This window comes from Micromonospora sp. MP36, assembly GCF_008119785.1.
Classification (GTDB): domain Bacteria; phylum Actinomycetota; class Actinomycetes; order Mycobacteriales; family Micromonosporaceae; genus Micromonospora.
Window position 1 is genome coordinate 39,495 of the sequence record NZ_VSFA01000006.1, and the last position, 17,441, is coordinate 56,935.

The window sequence follows — 17,441 nt, forward strand, 5'->3', positions numbered from 1 at the left end:
GCGGTGCTCACTTCTCGTCCCCCTTCACCGACCGGCGGATGAGCACGAAGTTGATCAGCGCGAAGATGATGATCATCATGAAGAGCAGCCAGGACATCGCCGAGCCGTATCCGTACTCGGCGTTGCCGGTGAAGGTCCGCTCGTAGATGTACATGGCCAGGGTCTGGAACTGGTGGTCGGCGCCACCGCGGACCAGGCCGAACCCGTACATCAGGGGCTCGGTGAAGATCTGGAAGCCACCGATGGTGGAGATGATGACCGTGAAGAGGATCGTCGGCCGGATCAGCGGCACGGTGATCGCCCAGAACTGCCGCCAGGCCGAGGCGCCGTCCAGCGACGCCGACTCGTACAGGTCCTTCGGGATGGCCTGCATGGCACCGAGGTAGATCAGCGCGTTGTAGCCGGTCCACCGCCAGTCGACCATGAAGGCGACCGCGAACCAGGAGGCGTAGCGGTTGTCCCGCCAGGCGACCGGGTCGACACCCACGGTGCCGAGCAACCAGTTGATCAGGCCGTACCGGTCCGCGAAGATCAGCGCGAAGATGATCCCGACCGCGGCCACCGAGGTGATGTTGGGGATGAGAATGCCCATCCGCAGCAGCGTGCGGGCCCGCATCTGCCGGTTCAGCAGGTTGGCGAGGAGCAGCGCCACGATGAGCTGCGGCACGGTGCTGAGGATGAAGATCCCGACCGTGTTGTAGGCCGCGTTCCAGAATTGGGCATCCGCCATCAGTACCCGGTAGTTCTCCAGCCCCGCGAACTCCTTGGTGCCGCTGAGCAACTCGTAGTCGAAGAGCGAGACGTAGGCGGTGTAGAGGAGCGGGAAGAGGCCGAAGATCCCGAAGAGGACGAAGAACGGGGCGATGTAGAGGTACGGGGAGTAAGTGATGTCCCAGCGGCCGAGCCGGTACGACGGGCGCTGGCGCGGCGGGGTGGTCGGGGGTGGCGAGGCGGCGCGCGACGGTGGCACCGCATCGACGGTGGAACTCATTGCGGGTCCTTCCGGGAGTTGGGCGTCGGTGACGTCGTGGCGGCGCCCACACCCGGGCCGGATGTGGGCGTCGCCACCGGCCCGCGCGCCCTGGACGCCCGCGGACCCGGCAGGTCATCGGCGACTCAGCTGGTTGCCTTCCTGGCCTCGTCCACCGCCTTCTTCCAGGCGGCATCCGAACTGAGCTGGCCGCGCTCGGCCGCCTGCATCTGCGGCTCGAAGATCGTCTCCCAGACCTGCTGGTGCTTGGCGCCGAGGAAGACCGGCTTCATGTTCTTGACGCTCTCCCCGAAGATCTGCCCCGTGGGCGCGCTGCTGAAGTAGTCGCTCGTCTTGTCCTTGAACGCCGGGTCCTCGAGGCCGGCGATGTCGGACGGCATGGCCCCCGCCTCCTTGAACGCCGCCAGGTGCCCCTCCTTGCTGGTCAGGTACTTGGCCAGCAGATACGCCTCCTTCGGGTGCTTGGTCTGTGCAGGAATGGCGAGGTAGGAGCCACCCCAGTTACCGCCACCGCCGGGGATCCGGGCGATGTCCCACTTGCCGGCGTTCGCCGGGCCCGAGCGCTGGGCGATGACGCCCTCGGTCATCCAGGCCGGGCAGGGCAGGGTGGCGAAGGCGGAGTTCTTGAAAGCCGCGTCCCAGTCGGCGCTCCACCGCTGCGCCTTGGCGGTCAGCCCGTCAGCGGCCATCTGCAGGCCCAGGTCCCAGGTCTGCTTGATGATCGGGTTGGTGTCACCGATGAACTTGTTGTCCTTGTCGAAGAAGAAGGTCTCCGAGTTCTGCATGACGTACGGCTGCATCAGGCTGGTCGCGCTGTCCAGCCAGGCCGCCTTGACCTTGCCGCTGGCCTTGAACTGCCGGCCCAGCGCGATGTAGTCCGGCCAGGTGCTGATCCGCTTCGCGACCTCTTCCCGATCGGTGGGCAGGCCGGCCTGTGCGAACAGGTCCTTGCGATAGCACATGGCCAGGCCGCCGACGTCGGTGCCGAGCCCGATCAGCTTCTTGCCGTCCGGCGTCAGGGCGTTGTTCCACTTCCACTCGGGGAAGTTGGCCTTCAGCTCACCGGCGCCCAGGTCGAGCAGGTTGGTGAACTTGTCGTGGTTCTGGACGTACCCGAGCAGGACGCCCTCCTCCAGGCCGACCACGTCGCCGGCGCCGCTGCCCGCGGCGAGCCACTGCACCAGCTTCGGCTGGAAGTCGCGCAGCTCGCCCATCTTCTGGTGCTCGACCGTGATGTCCGGGTGGGCCGCCTCGAAGTCCTTGATGGCCTGGTCGTAGCCGAAGTTCTGGAAGGTCTGCAGGACCAGCTTGACCTGGCCGCCCTCGCCGGTCGACCCGTCGTTGTCGCTCTTGCTGCACGCCGTGCTGACGAGAGCCACGCCCGCGGCGAGCGCGGCGACCGCGACAGTTCGGAGCCGGCGCCTGATGACGCTCATCCCTGACCCCTCTCAGGTGGGTAACTCGTGTGGTGGTTGCTGGCTGGCGCCCGCCCGTCGGCCGGGCCGGACACGTGGTGGGGTTCCGGTTCTGGGACGCCCCCGGGACGAGCGATGTGGGCCAGGCCACAGGCCCCGGGAGCGCTCCCATGAGCTTGCCGACGCGTTTCAGGAGTGTCAATGACGCGATGGGAGCGTTCCCAGATTGTTACCGGCGGCGGCTCCGCCCTGGCCGGGCGAGCCGGACACAGGGGACTCTTCGCCAGCGGGGGAGGTGCGCAGGACCGGGACGCCCGGCCCCGGCCCGGCTGCGATCAGCCGGTCAGCAGAAGCGGCGCAGCAGGGTGGTGGCCCGGGCGGCGTCGAACGAATCCGGGTCGAAGGTGTGGCCGACCCACTCCCGCATCGCCTCGTGCTCGGGGTGCGCCGGGTCGGCGAGCGCGGCCAGCAGGACCGCGTACCCGGACGGGCCGCCCACGTTCTCCGGCGGGCAGGTCCGCTCCCCCTCCAGGCAGGACGGGTAGCGCTCGTCCGGGTCGGCGGTGCAGGAGTCCTCCACCACCAGGTCGTGCTCCCACCAGTCGCCGAAGTCGTAGGTGTAACGGAACCGGCTGCCCTTGCCCAGCACCTCGTCCAGCCGCACGTCCAACTCGTCGCGCAGCGCGAGGTCGCCGTCCGGGTCGGGTTCGCCGTACTGGCGGCCGTCGATCTCGAACGAGTGCAGGTGGCAGTCGCGCCAGCCCATCGCGTGCTGCACCACCCGGTGCAGCCGGTCCAGGGTGTAGCCGCCGGGGACCTGCACCCGCCGCCACACCGGCGGCCGGACCCCGACGAGGGAGACCTTCAGCTGGAAGATCTGACGCGGCATGCTGTCCCATCCTTCCTCGGCATAGGCTGCCAGCATGATCTGCCGAGCGTGCCGGGAGCGGCGGCACGACGACTGTCCAGGCCGGAAGTGGTGCGACTGCCAGCACCGTACCCCCGAACCCACCCCTCCGGTCACCGGTCCGGCCGGCGAATGACCGCCGGGACGCCGATTTCGCGGGTCTGGCCGGCACCCGCGACCGGGCCGCTGGCCGACCCGGAACTGGCCGCCCTCTACGGCCGCACGACCCGGCCCCACCTGCGGGTGAACTTCGTGGCCAGCGCCGACGGGGCGGTATCCCTCGACGGCTACTCGGCCGGCCTCTCCGGGGAGCCGGACAAGCGGGTCTTCGGGCTGCTGCGGATGCTCTGCGACGGGCTCGTGGTGGCCGCCGGCACGCTGCGCCACGAGGGCTACCGGGCGGTCCGGCTGGACGAGACGCGCCGGGCCTGGCGGCGGGAGCACGGCCTGACCGAGTACCCGACCCTGATCGTGGTCTCCGCCTCGCTCGACCTCGACCCGGCCCAGGCGGCCTTCGCCGACGCGCCGATCCGGCCGCTGGTGCTCACCCGGGCCGCCGCCGACCCGCCACCCGGGCTGACCGACGTGGCGGACCTGGTGCGGTGCGGCCAGGACCGGGTCGACCTCAGCGCCGGCCTGGCCGAGCTGCGCCGCCGCGGGCTCGGCCAACTGCTCTGCGAGGGCGGCCCCTACCTGTTCGGCGCGCTCACCGCGGCCGACCTGGTCGACGAACTCTGCCTGACCGTCGCGCCGCTGCTCGCCGGGGCCGGCCCGGGCCGGATCACCGCCGGAGACGGCAGCGCCCCGCGGCAGCTGCCGCTGCGCCACGTGCTGGCCGCCGAGGACGGGGTGCTGATGCTGCGCTACGCCCGCGACCCGGGCGAGCCGGCATCGGCCGGGTCCGCCCCTGCCGCCTGACCGGACCGACCCCGGTCGGCGACGTGGTGGGGTCCGGGGCGGCCGGATGCCGCCAGATCGGCGACGCGACACGCCCTGCGCGCGCGACGAAGGGCGCGGGCACACCCGGGAGGGTGGGCCCGCGCCCGTGGCGACGCGGCGGACCGGGGCCGGCGGCGGAGGAGACCGTCGGCCCGGGTTCCGCGGGTCAGTTGACCGAGACGGCCGACCAGGCGGCGGCCACGGTGTTGTACTCGACGCTGCCGGCGCCGTACAGGTCCTTCGCGGCCGACAGGGTGGCGGTGCGGGCACCGGCGTAGTCGGTCCGCGAGGTCATGTACGTGGTGAGCGCGCGGTACCAGATCGCGCCGGCCTTGGCGTTGCCGATGCCGGTCACGGTGCTGCCGTTGCAGGTCGGGCTGTTGCCGTACGACGACGAGCCGCTGCCCACGGCGAGCAGGTAGAAGAAGTGGTTCGCCACGCCGGAGGAGTAGTGCACGTCCAGCCGGCCGACGGACCTGCTCCAGCAGTCGGCGGACGAGCCGTCCTTGGACGGCTTGTCCATGTAGCGCAGCGGGGCGCCGCTGGTGCGCAGCTTCTCGCCGATCAGGTAGTCACCCGGGTCCTTGGCGTTGTTCGCGTAGAACTCCACCAGGGTGCCGAAGATGTCGCTGGTGGCCTCGTTGAGGCCGCCGGACTCACCGCTGTAGCGCAGGCCGGCGGTGTTGCTGGTGACGCCGTGGCTCATCTCGTGACCGGCCACGTCCAGCGAGGTCAGCGGGTACCAACCGGAGCCGCCGTCGCCGTAGGTCATGCAGAAGCAGGAGTCGCTCCAGAACGCGTTGGCGTAGTTGGTGCTGTAGTGCACCCGGCTGTACGCGCCGACGCCGTCGTTGCGGATGCCGTTGCGACCGAACGTGGTCTTGTAGTAGTCCCAGGTCATCTGGGCCCCGTACGCGGCGTCGGCCGCGGCGGTCTGCCGGTTGGCCAGGGTGCCGTCGCCGAAGACGTTCAAGGCGCTGGTGACCAGGGTGCCGGTGCCGCTGGTGCCGCCGTTCAGGTCGTACGTCCGGTGGCCGCCGCGGGTGGTGTCGGCGAGCTGGTAGGTGCCGCCGGAGAGGGTGCTGCCGACCGTCACCGTGCCCGAGTGGAAGGTGTTGCCGGTGCCGTCGCGCTGCACGCCCTCCCACGAGTCGCGGACCCGGCCGGTGGTGGCGTCGACCAGCACGTGCAGCTCGCTCGGCGTGCCGTCGGCGTACGCGCCGCCCACCACGACCTCGTAGGCGAGGGCGGTGCCCGCGGCGTCGGCGTCGTACACCAGCTGGCTGCCGTCGACGCGGCGGGTGGCGGCGGTGGATGCGGCGAGTGCGGTGCGGCCGGCCGCCGCGGCGCTGACCCGGGCCTTCGCGCCCCGGGTCGGGGCGGCGGCGAGGCTCTGGCTGGCGCCCCGCCAGGTGTTGCCCTTGCCCAGGTGGACGACGGTGTCGCCGCCGAGGACCGGCAGGCCGTCCTGGTAGCGGTTGAGCCGGACGTGCTCGGTGCCGTCGGCATCGGTCTGGACGTTACGGAGCGTGAACGTCTGACCGTCGGTGACGAGGGCGCTGCCGGAGTGGGCCCGGAGCTGGGCCACCGCGCGGGTGAACGCGTCGGTGGAGACGGGGGCGGCCGAGGCCGTGGCGGGCAGGCCGGCCGCCAGTAGCGCGGCCGTGGCCAGGCCGCCGAGGAGAGTGGTACGACGCATGTAGTCCCTACCTTCACTAGGACTGTCGGTCGGGGGGTATCGACCGACGGGCGATCCGCCGGTGGACGACGGATCCGCACGCCCGGTGGTACCGGACGTGACGACGCACGAGGTATCGACGGAGGAAAGATCCTCGATGCGTTGTGGCACATTCTTGCGCCCTGGGGCCCTCGTCTGTCACGACTTGCGGCCAAGATTTTTTTCCAGAACTTTTCGTGGCCCGTTCACCACCGGCTCACGCGGGTGACCGGCCACGCCGGCCGGAGGGGGCCGTAGCCTGGGACAATGGACTCCACGGGGTGGGTCGCGCCGGCCGGCCGGCCCGGACGCCCACTGCTCGCCGGCGGCCTGCTGGCCGGGGCGGGGCTGGTCGACGTGCTGACGGCCTGGGCGCATACCGCCGGCGACCAGTTCGTGGCGCGGACCTCGGAGGGGATGTACGCGGTCGACATCGTCGCGTGGGCCTGGCTGCACGTCGCGATCGGCGTCGCGCTGACGCTCGCCGGGCTGCTGGTGCTCACCGGGCGACGCGGCACCGTGCTGTTCGCCGTCTGCTGCGCGCTACCGGCCATCGTCGTCGACGTGCTGCTCTTCCCGTACGCGCCGATCCGGGCGCTGATGGTGGTCGCGCTCGAGGGTGCGGCCCTGCGCCTGCTGTTCCGGCACGCCCGGGCCGGCGCCCGACCCGGTGCGGTCAGCGCGGCTCGCAGACCCGGCCCGTCAGCGCCGGATCCCCCTCCCGGGTCGCCGACCACAGGGGGTTGAGCGCAAGCACCAGCGGGGGCGCCTGCCAGGCCGCGCCCAGCCGCTGGAGCAGCACGTACTCCCGGCGGGGCTGCGCCACCGGCTCGCCGGCCAGGAAGGCCTCCACCCGGTCCTCCACCATCCGCCGCCCGATCAGGCCGCCGTGAAACGCCGGCTCCTGATAGACCGGGATCCGGCTGTACTCGCCGGGCGGCGCCTCGGCGGCGCTGACCGTGGGCAGGAAGGCGATCATCCGGACCCCCGGCACCGGGCAGAGGATCCGGTTGCGGTAGAACGGCGCGTCGACCAGCACCGAGCGGACGAACGGCTCGTCGGGATGGTCCTTCACCGGCCGGGGGAGATTCGCGAGCCAGAACAGCACCCGCAGCTCCCAGCCCGCCGCGACGCCCCAGCCCTCGTGTCCCGGCGGCGGGTAGTAGGTCCGCCCCGCCTGCACCAGCGGGCTGAACATCACCACGGCGCTGACCGGGCCGCGGGGCAGCCGCTCCAGGTAGGTGCGCGCCACCATCGCCCCCTCGCTGTTGCCGAACAGGGCGATCGGTCGGCCGGTACGGTGGTGCAGCGCGTCGACCTGCGCGGCGAGCAGGGCGCTGGCGGAGTCGAGCGACCGGTGGGTCGCGTCCGGCGGGTACGGCAACGGCCGGCCCTGCGCGTCCAGGCCGCGGTAGGAGAAGCGCTCGACCCGGGGATCGGCGGACGGCTCGCCGTTCCAACGCGAGTCGTGCCCGCTGAGGACGATGATTGCGTACGGCACCCGGTCGGACAGCCGGTCGGCGAGGATCGGGGGCATCCAGGGGCCGCGCCGGCCACCCCCGGCGATCCCGACCAGCGCCTCGGCCCAGATCGCACCCACCACCGCCAGCGTGATCGCGATCGGGGCCACCGGAACCCGGGGCAACCGGACCCGGGCCGGCAGCACGGCGGCGGCCACCGCCCGCCACCACAGCAGCCCGTTCGCCGCCCCGGCCAGGGCGGCCACCCCGACCGCCCTCCAGCCCGGGGCGCTGGAGATCAACGCACCGGACAGGGTCAGCAGCAGGAAGTTCAGCGACGACCAGCCGAACAGCTCGATCGTGGGCAGCCCCCGCCACCAGCCGGCGACCACGCCGGCCCGGGCCAGGAAGGGGGCGAGGACCAGCATCGGGGCCAGCGAGCCGAACAGGTACCAGGAGAGCGACACCGCGGAGAAGGCGACGGAGAGCGCAGCCCACGGCGAGATGACCAGCGCGGCCAGCAGCGCGACCCCCAGGTTCCGCCGCAGCAGCCAACTCCAGGCGGGACGCGCCACGCCTGCCGGCCAGGCCAACGCGGTCAGCCCGGCGGAGAGCAGCCCGCGGGCCACCGTGACCACGACCAGCCCGAGCAGGAAGGTCGCCCACGAGTCGTGGTACACCAGCAGCCAGCGCAGGTCGTGGTACGAGTCGTAGGGCCAGACGGCGGTGGCCTGCGGGGCGAGTCCCCGAGCGGCGCGGAAGCCGAGCGCCAACAGCAGCCCGTCCTCGAGCATCGGCGGCAGCGCGGCGAGCACGAGCAGCGCGACCACCCGGCGCCGTGTCGATCCCACGTCCACTCCCCGCTTCCCCAGCCTTCCGAGGATCTCGCGGATCAGACGCTGGCGGGATGGGAATCCCGCGAAGAGGCGCACCCTCCGTGGTCGGCCGACCCCGCTGGGCAAGCTCGACGGACGAGGGCCGTGGCGTCCGCCGCGTCGCGTGGCAACCTGTCGCATCCCTCGGGCAGGATGCACCTCGTGCGCCGCGAACGGGACGACCAGCCGACCGGAGACCGCCGATGACCGACGACCTGATCGACGGCCCCGGCGACGGGGTCGGCCGGGTGCTCGGCACCGCCGACGCCACCCCGCTCACCTTCTGGACCGCCGTCGCCCCCGGCAGCTACCTGCAACTCGACGACGTGGTGGTCACCCGCCGCGAGCTGCCCGACCGGGAGCCGGTGACCATCGCGGGCGTGGTCACCCAGGTGCGCGCCCGGCACGAGGGGGCGCAGTTCGACTCCGACGTCTTCGCCATTGCCGACGGCACGCTCCCGGCCCAGGTGCAGGAGGCCGCCGAGGTCACCACCACCCGGGTCGACCCCGAGTTCTACGTGCCACCCACGCCGGGCGCTGTGGTGCACCGGGCCGAGGGCGACGCCCGGGCCCGGGCGCTGCACTTCGACCGGATGGAGCGGCGCATCCCGATGGGCATGGGCCGCGACGGCGTGCCGGTCTACCTCAACGCCGACTTCCTCGACGGCACCCGGGGCGCGCACGTGTCCATCTCCGGCATCTCCGGGGTGGCCACCAAGACCAGCTTCGCCACCTTCCTGCTCTACTCGGTGTTCCGCTCCGGTGTGCTCGGCGGCGACGCGGTCAACGCCAAGGCGCTGATCTTCAACGTCAAGGGCGAGGACCTGCTCTTCCTCGACCACCCGAACGCCCGCCTCGACGACGACACGCGGGCCGGGTACGCGAAGCTCGGGCTCGACGCGGGCGCCTTCCCCGACGTGCGGGTCTACGCGCCGCCCCGGGTCGGTGACTCCTCCGGCACGCCGGACGTGAGCAGCCGGCTCACCGGCGTGGACAGCTTCTACTGGACGCTGAGCGAGTTCTGCGCCGACCGCCTGCTGCCCTACGTCTTCGCCGACGCCGACGACGAGCGGCAGCAGTACACGATGGTGGTCCACTCGGTCGCCGCGCACCTGGCCCGGTACGCCCAGCCCGCCGACGGTGGGGTGAGCATCGACGGGGTCCGGCTGGGGTCCTACGCCGACCTGGTCGACCACATCGTCGAGCAGCTCAACGACGACGAGACCCGGGGCGACTGGGCGGGCAGCGCGGTCGGCCTGGGCACGGTCAACGCGTTCGCCCGCCGGCTGATCGGCAGCAAGAAGGACCTCGGCCGGCTGATCCGGGGCGACCTGGCCATGCGCCGCCCGCACTCGATCAACACCGCGGAGAGCGCCCAGGTCACCGTGGTCGACCTGCACAACCTGCCGGACCGGGCGCAGCGCTTCGTGGTCGGGGTGACGCTCAAGAGTGAGTTCGAGCGCAAGGAGAAGGCCGGCACCGCCAAGCCGCTGCTCTTCGTCGTGCTCGACGAGCTCAACAAGTACGCGCCGCGCGAGGGCTCCTCCCCGATCAAGGAGGTGCTGCTCGACATCGCCGAGCGGGGCCGCTCGCTCGGGGTGATCCTGGTCGGCGCGCAGCAGACCGCCAGCGAGGTGGAGCGGCGGATCGTGACCAACTCGGCGATCCGGGTGGTCGGCCGGCTCGACCCGGCCGAGGCGTCCCGCCCGGAATACGGCTTCCTCCCGCCCGCCCAGCGGCAGCGGGCCCTGTTGGCCAAGCCGGGCACCATGTTCGTCAACCAGCCCGACATCCCGGTGCCGCTCTGCCTGGAGTTCCCCTTCCCGGCCTGGGCCACCCGGGTCTCCGAGGCCGGCCGGGCGCCGTCGGAGACGCTGCGCTCGATCACCCAGGCGGCCGACCCGTTCGCCGTGGTGGGTTCCGGCAGCTCCGACGACGACATCCCGTTCTGAGGGCGGTGACCGACCGGTGAGCGCGAGGAGTGCAGCGCAGCGGAGCCCCGCAGTCGCGAACGAAAGGCCAGCACGGTGAAGATCCTGCACACCTCCGACTGGCACGTCGGCAAGGTCCTCAAGGGGCAGTCCCGCGGCGAGGAGCACAAGCAGGTGCTCGCCCAGGTGATCGAGATCGCCCGGGTCGAGCGGCCCGACCTGGTCATCGTGGCCGGCGACCTCTACGACACCGCCGCGCCCACCCCGGAGGCGACCCGCCTGGTGACCCGGGCGCTGACCGCGCTGCGGCGCACCGGGGCCGACGTGGTAGCGATCGGCGGCAACCACGACAACGGGGCGGCCCTGGACGCGCTACGGCCCTGGGCCGAGGCGGCCGGCATCACCCTGCGGGGCAGCGTCCGGGACAACCCGGCCGAGCACGTCATCGACGGCGTCACCGCCGGCGGCGAGCGCTGGCAGCTGGCTGCGCTTCCCTTCCTGTCCCAGCGGTACGCCGTCCGCGCCGTGGAGATGTACGAGCTGACCGCCGCCGAGGCCAACCAGACGTACGCCGACCACCTCGGGCGGGTGCTCGCCCGGCTGGCCGAGGGCTTCGCCGAGCCCGACCGGGTGCACCTGGTCACCGCCCACCTCACCGTGGTCGGGGCGAGCACCGGCGGCGGCGAGCGGGACGCGCACACCGTCCTCGGCTACGCGGTGCCGGCCACCGTCTTCCCCGGCAACGCGCACTACGTGGCGCTCGGCCACCTGCACCGGTCCCAGCGGGTCATCGGCCCGTGCCCGATCCGCTACAGCGGCAGCCCGCTCGCCGTCGACTTCGGCGAGCAGGAGAACGTGGGTTCAGTGACGCTGGTCGAGGTGACCGCGACCACCGCCGCCCAGATCCGCGAGGTGCCGGTGCCGGGGGCGGTGCCGCTGCGCACCGTCCGGGGCACCCTGGCCCAGCTCGCCGAGCTCGACCCGCCCGAGGGGTGGCTGCGGGTCTACGTCCGCGAGCAGCCCCGCGCCGGCCTGCGGGAGGAGGTGCAGGAGCTGCTGCCCCGGGCGCTGGAGATCCGGATCGACCCGGAGCTGGTGCCGGCCCCCGGCAGCGCCACCCGCACCGCCCAGCGGGCCGGCCGCTCGCCGCGGGAGCTCTTCGCCGACTACCTGAGCAGCCGGGGTCACGCCGACGACGGCGTCCAGGAACTCTTCGACGAACTGCTCGAGGGGATCGACCACTGATGCGACCGATGCGACTGGACATGGCCGGGTTCACCGTCTTCCGCGAGGAGACCACCGTCGACTTCACCGACGCGGACTTCTTCGCGTTGGTCGGGCCGACCGGCTCCGGCAAGTCGACGGTGCTCGACGCGATCTGCTTCGCCCTCTATGGCACCGTGCCCCGCTGGGGCGGCGCCCGGGGCCTGGCCAACGCCCTCGCTCCGTCGGCGAACGAGGCCCGGGTCCGGCTCGTCTTCGAGTCCGCCGGTGACCGCTACGTGGCGACCCGGGTGGTGCGCCGGGACGGCCGGGGCACGGTGAAGACCGCTAACGCCGGGCTGCAGCTGATGCCGGCCGGGTTCGACGTCACGAAGCTCGACACCGGGCTCAGCCCGGAGGACCTGGGCGAGGTGGTGGCCGGCACGCCCGCCGAGATGGAGCAGGCGGTGCTGGACGCGGTCGGGCTGCCGTACGAGCAGTTCACCAGCTGCGTGCTGCTGCCGCAGGGGCAGTTCGCCGACTTCCTGCACGCCAAGCCGGCCACCCGGCAGCAGATCCTGGTCAACCTGCTCGGCCTCGGCGTCTACGAGGAGGTGCAGAAGAAGGCCACCGAGCGCGCCGGGCAGGCCGAGGCGAAGCTGGAGACGGTCGACAAGCTGCTCGGCGGTCTCGCCGACGTCGACGACGAGACGCTGGCCGGCGTGCGGCAGCGGGTGGACCGGATGCGCGAGCTGGCCGGGGCGGTCGCGGTGGCCGTACCCGAGCTGGACCGGGCCCGGGCGACGGCGCGCGAGCGGGCGGCGGCGCTGGCCGCGCTGGACGCGGAGCTGGCCGTGCTGGCCGGGGTGCGACCGCCGCACGGGATCGCCGAGCTGGCCCGGGCGGTGGCGGCGGCCCGCGTCGCGGCCGACGAGGCTGCGGCGGCCGTCGGGCTCGCCGAGGAGCGGGAGGAGAAGCTGCGCGGCGAGCTGGCCGCGGCCGGCGACGAGAGCGCCCTGCGGCTGCTGCTCAAGGCGCACGCCGACCGGGAGAAGCTGACCGGCCAGGTGGCGGCGGTCCGCGCGGCGGTGGCCGCGGCGCAGACCGAGCACGACGCGGCGGTCGGCGCCCTGACGGAGGCCCGGGCGGCCGCCGAGCGGGCCGAGGCGGAGCTGGAGGCGGCGTTCCGGGCGCACGAGGAGGCGAAGGCCACCGACCAGGCCGTGGCGCTGCGCGCCCATCTGGTCGAGGGCGGCCCGTGCCCGGTCTGCGAGCAGGTCGTCCCGCGGGTGCCGGGCGTGCCGAAGGGGTCGGCGGTGGCTCGGGCGATCGCGGCGGGCAAGGCGGCCCGCACGGCCAGCGAGGCGGCGAAGCGGGTGGTGCAGGAGCGCGACGCCGCCGCCCGCGAGCTGGACCGGGTGCTGCTGCGCGCCCGCGCCGAGCACGATCAGTTGCGGACCCGGCTGACCGAACTGGACGAGCAGCTCGCCGACGCCGCCGCGCCCGGCGCGCTGCGGGAGGCGCTGGACGAGCACGCCCGGCTGCGTCGCGGTCTGGAGGAGGCGGCCGGGGCGGTCCGTGCCGGCCGGGACGCCGCCCGCCGGGCCCGGGGCGCGCTGGACGGCGCGGAGGAGCGGCTGCGCCGCGCCTGGCGGGACTTCGACGCGACCCGGGACGGGCTGGCCCGGTTCGGTCCGCCGGCCGCCGACCGCGACGACGTGGCCGCCGCCTGGGCGGCGCTCGCCGGCTGGGCCGGGGAGCAGGCCGACCGACGGCGGGCCGACCGGGGCGGGCTGGGTGCGGCGGTCGGTGCGGCCGAGGCCGCCGCAGCCGAGGTCGAGGAGCGGATCGGCGGGCTCTTCACCGCGGCCGGGCTGGACGTGCCCGACGATCCGCTGCGGGACGCCGCGGTGGCGGTCGAGCGCGCCGAGGCGGAGCTGCGCCGGCTGACGGAGCGCCGCGAGCAGGCCGCCGAGCTGCGCGAGCAGCGGGCCGGCCACGAGCGGGAGGCCCGGGTGGCGCGGGCCCTGGCCGGGCACCTGCGGGCCAACAACTTCGAGCGGTGGCTGCTGGCCGAGGCGCTGGACCTGCTGGTCGACGGCGCGTCGCGGATCCTGCGGGAACTCTCCAACGGCCAGTACGACCTGGTGCACGACAAGGGCGAGTTCTTCGTGGTCGACCACCACGACGCCGGGCTGCGCCGGGGGGTGCGGACCCTCTCCGGCGGGGAGACCTTCCAGGCCTCGCTGGCGCTGGCCCTGGCGCTGTCAGAGCAGCTCGCGGGAATGTCCACCAGCGCGGCGAGCCTGGAGTCGATCGTCCTGGACGAGGGCTTCGGCACGCTGGACGCGGCCACCCTGGACACCGTCGCCGCCACCCTGGAAAACCTGGCCGCCCGGGGTGACCGGATGGTCGGCGTGGTCACCCACGTGCCGGCCCTCGCCGAGCGGATCCCGGTCCGCTTCGAGGTCCGCAAGGACGCCCGCACGGCCCGCGTCGAACGGACCGGCCTGTGACCGCGGGGAGCGAGCGCTCCTGGGCGGCTCGCGTGGGAGTGCGAGGCGCAGCGCAGCGGAGCCCCGCACCCGCGAACGACGGGTCGGGGCCGGCGCGCGGGGCGGGGGCGGCGTGACGCGGTTCTACGTCGACGCCTGGGATCCGGCGTACGGGGCGTCGTTCGAGGCTGCTGGCGGGGGCGGGCCGGCGGCGCCAAGCAGCGCCCAGGTCGACCCGGGCGTCGAGCTGCCGGCGACGGACTGGCGGGCGATCGACGTCCGCCGGGACGTGCTCGCCCCGGGCGTGGTGCTGCTGGTCGACGGGGTACGCCGGATCGACGCGAGCGTGTGGACGGCCGAGGACGACGGCGGCTCGTTTCCGGGCATCGCCGCCTCGTACGCCGCCGGGGTGGTCCGCTGCGACCTGGAACGCGGCGCGGCGGAGCTGGCCGGGGCCCAGGTCGGCCGGGGGCTGTTCACCGCCAGTCCCTCCGCACAGGACGTGGTGGCCGGGCAGATCCGCTACCCCGTGCACCGGGTCGGCGGCACCGGTGAGCTGAGCAAGCTGCCGGCCGCGGTGCAGGCCCCGCTGACCGCGCTGGAGGTGGCCGTCTCCGACGCCGCGCGTACCGAGGGTGACCTGCTGGTGGTGGACGGGCCGTTGCGCAGCCGCCGGCACCTGCCGCGCACCCTGGGCTACATCAAGACGCAGCACAGCCAGTATCTGGACGCGCGGCTGACCGCGGTGGTCACGGGGCTGGCGCCGGGCCAGCGCTGCCCGGTGTTCCGGCTGGACACCGCGTGGGGCGGCTACTCCTGGTATCTGCGGCTGCCGGTGGCCGGGGGCGCGCCGTGGGCGGGCATCGTGCGGATGGAGTGCTCCGCCGAGCTGACCGCGGCCGAGGCGATCGAGCTGGCCGACCTCTCCCTGGTCACCCTGCCCCGGTTCGCCTCCACCCCGTACAAGGATCCGCGGGCCCCGCAGAACCTGATCCCGATCGCCGGCCTGGAGCGCCGGCTGCGCGGGCTGCTCGGCGACGCCCGCCTGCTGCACCGGGTGCTGACCGCGGCCGCCCGGGGGATCCGGCGCTGATGGGTCGCCGACGCGGCACGGACCGGGTCGTCGAGCAGGTCGACACCGGGCAGGCCGAGCTGGTGCCCGACCCGGATCGGCCGGGTTCCTGGACGCTGCTGCTCGACGGCGCCCCGCAGTCCCATGTGGATCTGGCGGATCCGACCCATCTGGAGTTCGAGTACGTCCGGCGGCTGGCCGCCGCGATCGACCTGGTCGCCCCGGCCGGTGCGCCGCTGCGGGTGCTGCACCTGGGCGGGGGCGCGCTGACCCTGCCCCGGTACGTCTCCGCCACCCGTCCCGGGTCGACGCAGCGGGTGTCCGAGGTGGACGGCGCTCTGGTGGAGCTGGTCCGCCGGGCGCTGCCGTGGCCCGCCGACGCCCGGCTGCGGGTGCGGGTGGCGGACGCCCGGGCCACCCTCACCGCCAGCCGGGAGGCCAGCTACGACCTGGTGGTTGCCGATGTCTTCGCCGGCGCCCGCACCCCGGCCCACCTGACCTCGGTGGAGTACGCCGCCGAGGTGGCCCGGGTGCTCCGCCCGGCCGGGTTCTACCTGGCGAACATCGCCGACGGCCCGCCGCTGCGGCACGCCCGCGCCCAGGTCGCCACGGTCCGCACGGTGCTGCCCCGGGCCTGCCTGGTCAGCGACGCGGCGGTGCTGCGCGGGCGCCGCTACGGCAACCTGGTGCTGGTCGCGTCCCGGGTCGATCCGCCGGTGGCGGAGCTGTCCCGGCGGGCCGCCGGGGACTGGTTCCCGGGCCGGGTGCTGGCCGGCGAGGAGTTGGACCGGTTCGCCGGAGGCGCCCCGGTGGTGCGGGACGCCGAGGCCCGGGATTCCACTCCGCCCCCGCCCGGGATTTTTTCCGTGCGCCGTTGATCCGTCCGGCGGACCGCTCCGTATCACCCGGCCATGCCCGTGGGGGCCGGACGCCGGCGCCCGGCGCGGCGACGGTGTCGCCCGTCACGGCCGGCCCGCGTGGCAGAGTGACCGGGTGACCTCCCCCGCCGCCCGCCGGACGCTGCGCCCCCCGGCCGGCTACCGACTGGCCAGGTCGGTCCGGGCGCTCACCTTCAGCGCGTACGACCCGTGCGCGCGAATCGCCGGCGGCACGTTCTGGTGGGCCACCCGCACCCCGGCCGGGCCGGCCACCCTCGCGTTGCGCCCCGCCGGGGACGAACTGGTCGCCGAGGGGTACGGGCCGGGAGCGGACTGGGTGGCCGAGCGGGCCGAGGCGATCGCCGGCCTCGGCGACGACCTGGCCGGCTTCGCCGACCTCGCCGCCGCGCACCCGCTGGTGGCCCGGCTGGCCCGCGAGCACCACGGGCTGCGGATGCCGGCCACCGGCCAGGTCTTCCCCCGGCTGCTGCGGGCCGTGCTGGAGCAGAAGGTCACCGGCAAGGAGGCGTACCGGGCGTACGCGGCGACGGTCCGGCACTTCCGGGAGGCGGCGCCGGGGCCCGTGCCGCTGCTGCTGCCGCCGGAGGCCGCGGCCGTGGCGGCCACCCCGTACTGGGTCTTCCACCCGTTCGGCGTGGAGCAGCGGCGCGCGGACACGCTGCGCCGCGCGGCCGCCGCCGCCGAGCGGCTGGAGCAGTGCGCCGACACCGTCGAGGCCACCCGCCGGCTCACCGCGATCCCCGGGATCGGCCCGTGGACCGCCGCCGAGGTGGTCCGGATCGCGTACGGCGACCCGGACGCGGTCAGCGTCGGCGACTACCACATCCCGAACACCGTGGCCTGGGCCCTGGCCGGGGAGCCGCGCGGGGACGACGCCCGGATGCTGGCGCTGCTGGAGCCGTTCCGCGGCCATCGCGGCCGGGTCTGCCTGCTGCTGGAGGCGGCCGGCATCCAGGCGCCGAGGTACGGTCCGCGCGCCACCATCCGCTCCTTCGCCCGCTACTGACCGCTCCGCGGGGCCGGACGGGGTCAGCCGCGGGCGCAGAGCCGGCGCAGCGTCCGGCCGAGCCACCAGGCGTACACGTGCTGGACGGCGCCGGCGAGCGGCCCGGCCGCGCGGGTGTACCAGCGGGCCGGGCGGCTGAACGCGGTCACCTCGAACCAGACGGCCGGGCCGTCGCGGACGACCAGGAACGCCTCCTCGCCGGTCTCCGGATGCCCGGGCAGCGTGCCGTAGCCGAAACCGACCTGGTCCGGCTCGTCCACCGCCCAGACCACCTCGGTCGGGCCCCAGATCCGCAGCGGGCCGACGCCCAGGCCCGGCGTCACCCGCACGCCCGCGGCGGCCCGGGGCGCGTCGGTGCGCATCACCACCCCGGCGGCCCGGTGCAGCCGCCACCCGAGCACCGCCTCGCCGGCGGTCGGGAAGCAGCCGTCCGGCAGCCGGACCCGGCGCCGCAGGTGGTGGTAGCCGGCCGGCAGTCGCCCGTTGCGGGTCGCCCCCACCTCGGGGTACGTCAGATCCGGCACGGCGGCC

Annotated in this window: 14 protein-coding genes; 8 read left to right on the forward strand and 6 right to left on the reverse strand. The window is 74.1% G+C overall.

Annotated features, from left to right (window positions below; all coding sequences use genetic code 11):
* Window positions 1–7 precede the first annotated feature (7 nt).
* The 3 genes from FXF52_RS08730 to FXF52_RS08740 form a co-directional block, all read right to left on the reverse strand.
* Window positions 8–991, reverse strand: a complete 984-nt coding sequence (locus tag FXF52_RS08730) for a carbohydrate ABC transporter permease (protein ID WP_148795235.1) — start codon at window positions 989–991, stop codon at window positions 8–10.
* A 125-nt stretch (window positions 992–1,116) separates the two neighbouring features.
* A complete protein-coding gene (locus tag FXF52_RS08735) occupies window positions 1,117–2,427 on the reverse strand; it encodes an extracellular solute-binding protein (protein WP_148795237.1) in 1,311 nt (436 codons plus the stop codon).
* 322 nt (window positions 2,428–2,749) lie between these two features.
* Entirely contained in the window at window positions 2,750–3,295 is a 546-nt protein-coding gene (locus FXF52_RS08740) for a plasmid pRiA4b ORF-3 family protein (protein WP_148795239.1), read from the reverse strand.
* A gap of 150 nt (window positions 3,296–3,445) precedes the next feature.
* Here FXF52_RS08740 and FXF52_RS08745 point away from each other — a divergent pair, with 150 nt between their 5' ends.
* On the forward strand, window positions 3,446–4,231 hold the full coding sequence (locus tag FXF52_RS08745) for a pyrimidine reductase family protein (RefSeq protein ID WP_148795241.1): 786 nt from the start codon (window positions 3,446–3,448) through the stop codon (window positions 4,229–4,231).
* 187 nt (window positions 4,232–4,418) lie between these two features.
* Here the strand turns inward: FXF52_RS08745 and FXF52_RS08750 are convergent, their stop codons facing one another.
* The gene (locus tag FXF52_RS08750; RefSeq protein WP_148795243.1) at window positions 4,419–5,951 is read right to left on the reverse strand and encodes a M4 family metallopeptidase; all 1,533 of its coding nucleotides are present in this window, start codon (window positions 5,949–5,951) and stop codon (window positions 4,419–4,421) included.
* 285 nt (window positions 5,952–6,236) lie between these two features.
* On the opposite strand from FXF52_RS08750, the gene FXF52_RS08755 reads away from it, so the two are divergent.
* Window positions 6,237–6,716: a hypothetical protein gene (locus tag FXF52_RS08755; protein ID WP_148795245.1), complete on the forward strand. Its 480-nt coding sequence runs from the start codon at window positions 6,237–6,239 to the stop codon at window positions 6,714–6,716.
* Here FXF52_RS08755 and FXF52_RS08760 read toward each other — a convergent pair.
* A complete protein-coding gene (locus tag FXF52_RS08760; protein ID WP_255471818.1) occupies window positions 6,646–8,223 on the reverse strand; it encodes a hypothetical protein in 1,578 nt (525 codons plus the stop codon). The two genes, FXF52_RS08755 and FXF52_RS08760, sit on opposite strands and share 71 nt — an antisense overlap.
* A gap of 284 nt (window positions 8,224–8,507) precedes the next feature.
* Here FXF52_RS08760 and FXF52_RS08765 point away from each other — a divergent pair, with 284 nt between their 5' ends.
* The 6 genes from FXF52_RS08765 (at window position 8,508) to FXF52_RS08790 (ending at window position 16,910) form a co-directional block, all read left to right on the forward strand.
* Window positions 8,508–10,256 carry an ATP-binding protein gene (locus FXF52_RS08765; RefSeq protein WP_148795247.1) on the forward strand — a complete coding sequence of 583 codons (1,749 nt, stop codon included), beginning with the start codon at window positions 8,508–8,510 and terminating at the stop codon, window positions 10,254–10,256.
* A 75-nt stretch (window positions 10,257–10,331) separates the two neighbouring features.
* On the forward strand, window positions 10,332–11,480 hold the full coding sequence (locus tag FXF52_RS08770) for an exonuclease SbcCD subunit D (protein ID WP_148795249.1): 1,149 nt from the start codon (window positions 10,332–10,334) through the stop codon (window positions 11,478–11,480).
* Complete coding sequence (locus tag FXF52_RS08775) at window positions 11,480–13,954, forward strand: AAA family ATPase (protein WP_148795251.1); 2,475 nt, start codon at window positions 11,480–11,482, stop codon at window positions 13,952–13,954. Before FXF52_RS08770 ends, FXF52_RS08775 begins: the two co-directional genes overlap by 1 nt.
* A 112-nt stretch (window positions 13,955–14,066) precedes the next feature.
* Complete coding sequence (locus FXF52_RS08780; protein ID WP_148795254.1) at window positions 14,067–15,026, forward strand: hypothetical protein; 960 nt, start codon at window positions 14,067–14,069, stop codon at window positions 15,024–15,026.
* Window positions 15,026–15,883, forward strand: a complete 858-nt coding sequence (locus FXF52_RS08785; protein WP_148795255.1) for a spermidine synthase — start codon at window positions 15,026–15,028, stop codon at window positions 15,881–15,883. Before FXF52_RS08780 ends, FXF52_RS08785 begins: the two co-directional genes overlap by 1 nt.
* Window positions 15,884–15,998: 115 nt before the next feature.
* Window positions 15,999–16,910, forward strand: coding sequence for a DNA-3-methyladenine glycosylase (locus FXF52_RS08790; protein ID WP_148795257.1), 912 nt, complete (start codon window positions 15,999–16,001; stop codon window positions 16,908–16,910).
* 23 nt (window positions 16,911–16,933) lie between these two features.
* On the opposite strand, the gene FXF52_RS08795 is transcribed toward FXF52_RS08790, so the two are convergent.
* Complete coding sequence (locus FXF52_RS08795; protein ID WP_148795259.1) at window positions 16,934–17,434, reverse strand: DUF1990 family protein; 501 nt, start codon at window positions 17,432–17,434, stop codon at window positions 16,934–16,936.
* Between the last annotated feature and the right edge of the window lie 7 nt (window positions 17,435–17,441).

Coding starts and splice junctions, on each gene's coding strand:
- FXF52_RS08730 (WP_148795235.1), bottom strand. CDS start 991: ATGAGTTCCACCGTCGATGCGGTGCCACCGTCGCGCGCCGCCTCGCCA.
- FXF52_RS08735 (WP_148795237.1), bottom strand. CDS start 2,427: ATGAGCGTCATCAGGCGCCGGCTCCGAACTGTCGCGGTCGCCGCGCTC.
- FXF52_RS08740 (WP_148795239.1), bottom strand. CDS start 3,295: ATGCCGCGTCAGATCTTCCAGCTGAAGGTCTCCCTCGTCGGGGTCCGG.
- FXF52_RS08745 (WP_148795241.1), top strand. CDS start 3,446: ATGACCGCCGGGACGCCGATTTCGCGGGTCTGGCCGGCACCCGCGACC.
- FXF52_RS08750 (WP_148795243.1), bottom strand. CDS start 5,951: ATGCGTCGTACCACTCTCCTCGGCGGCCTGGCCACGGCCGCGCTACTG.
- FXF52_RS08755 (WP_148795245.1), top strand. CDS start 6,237: ATGGACTCCACGGGGTGGGTCGCGCCGGCCGGCCGGCCCGGACGCCCA.
- FXF52_RS08760 (WP_255471818.1), bottom strand. CDS start 8,223: ATGCTCGAGGACGGGCTGCTGTTGGCGCTCGGCTTCCGCGCCGCTCGG.
- FXF52_RS08765 (WP_148795247.1), top strand. CDS start 8,508: ATGACCGACGACCTGATCGACGGCCCCGGCGACGGGGTCGGCCGGGTG.
- FXF52_RS08775 (WP_148795251.1), top strand. CDS start 11,480: ATGCGACCGATGCGACTGGACATGGCCGGGTTCACCGTCTTCCGCGAG.
- FXF52_RS08785 (WP_148795255.1), top strand. CDS start 15,026: ATGGGTCGCCGACGCGGCACGGACCGGGTCGTCGAGCAGGTCGACACC.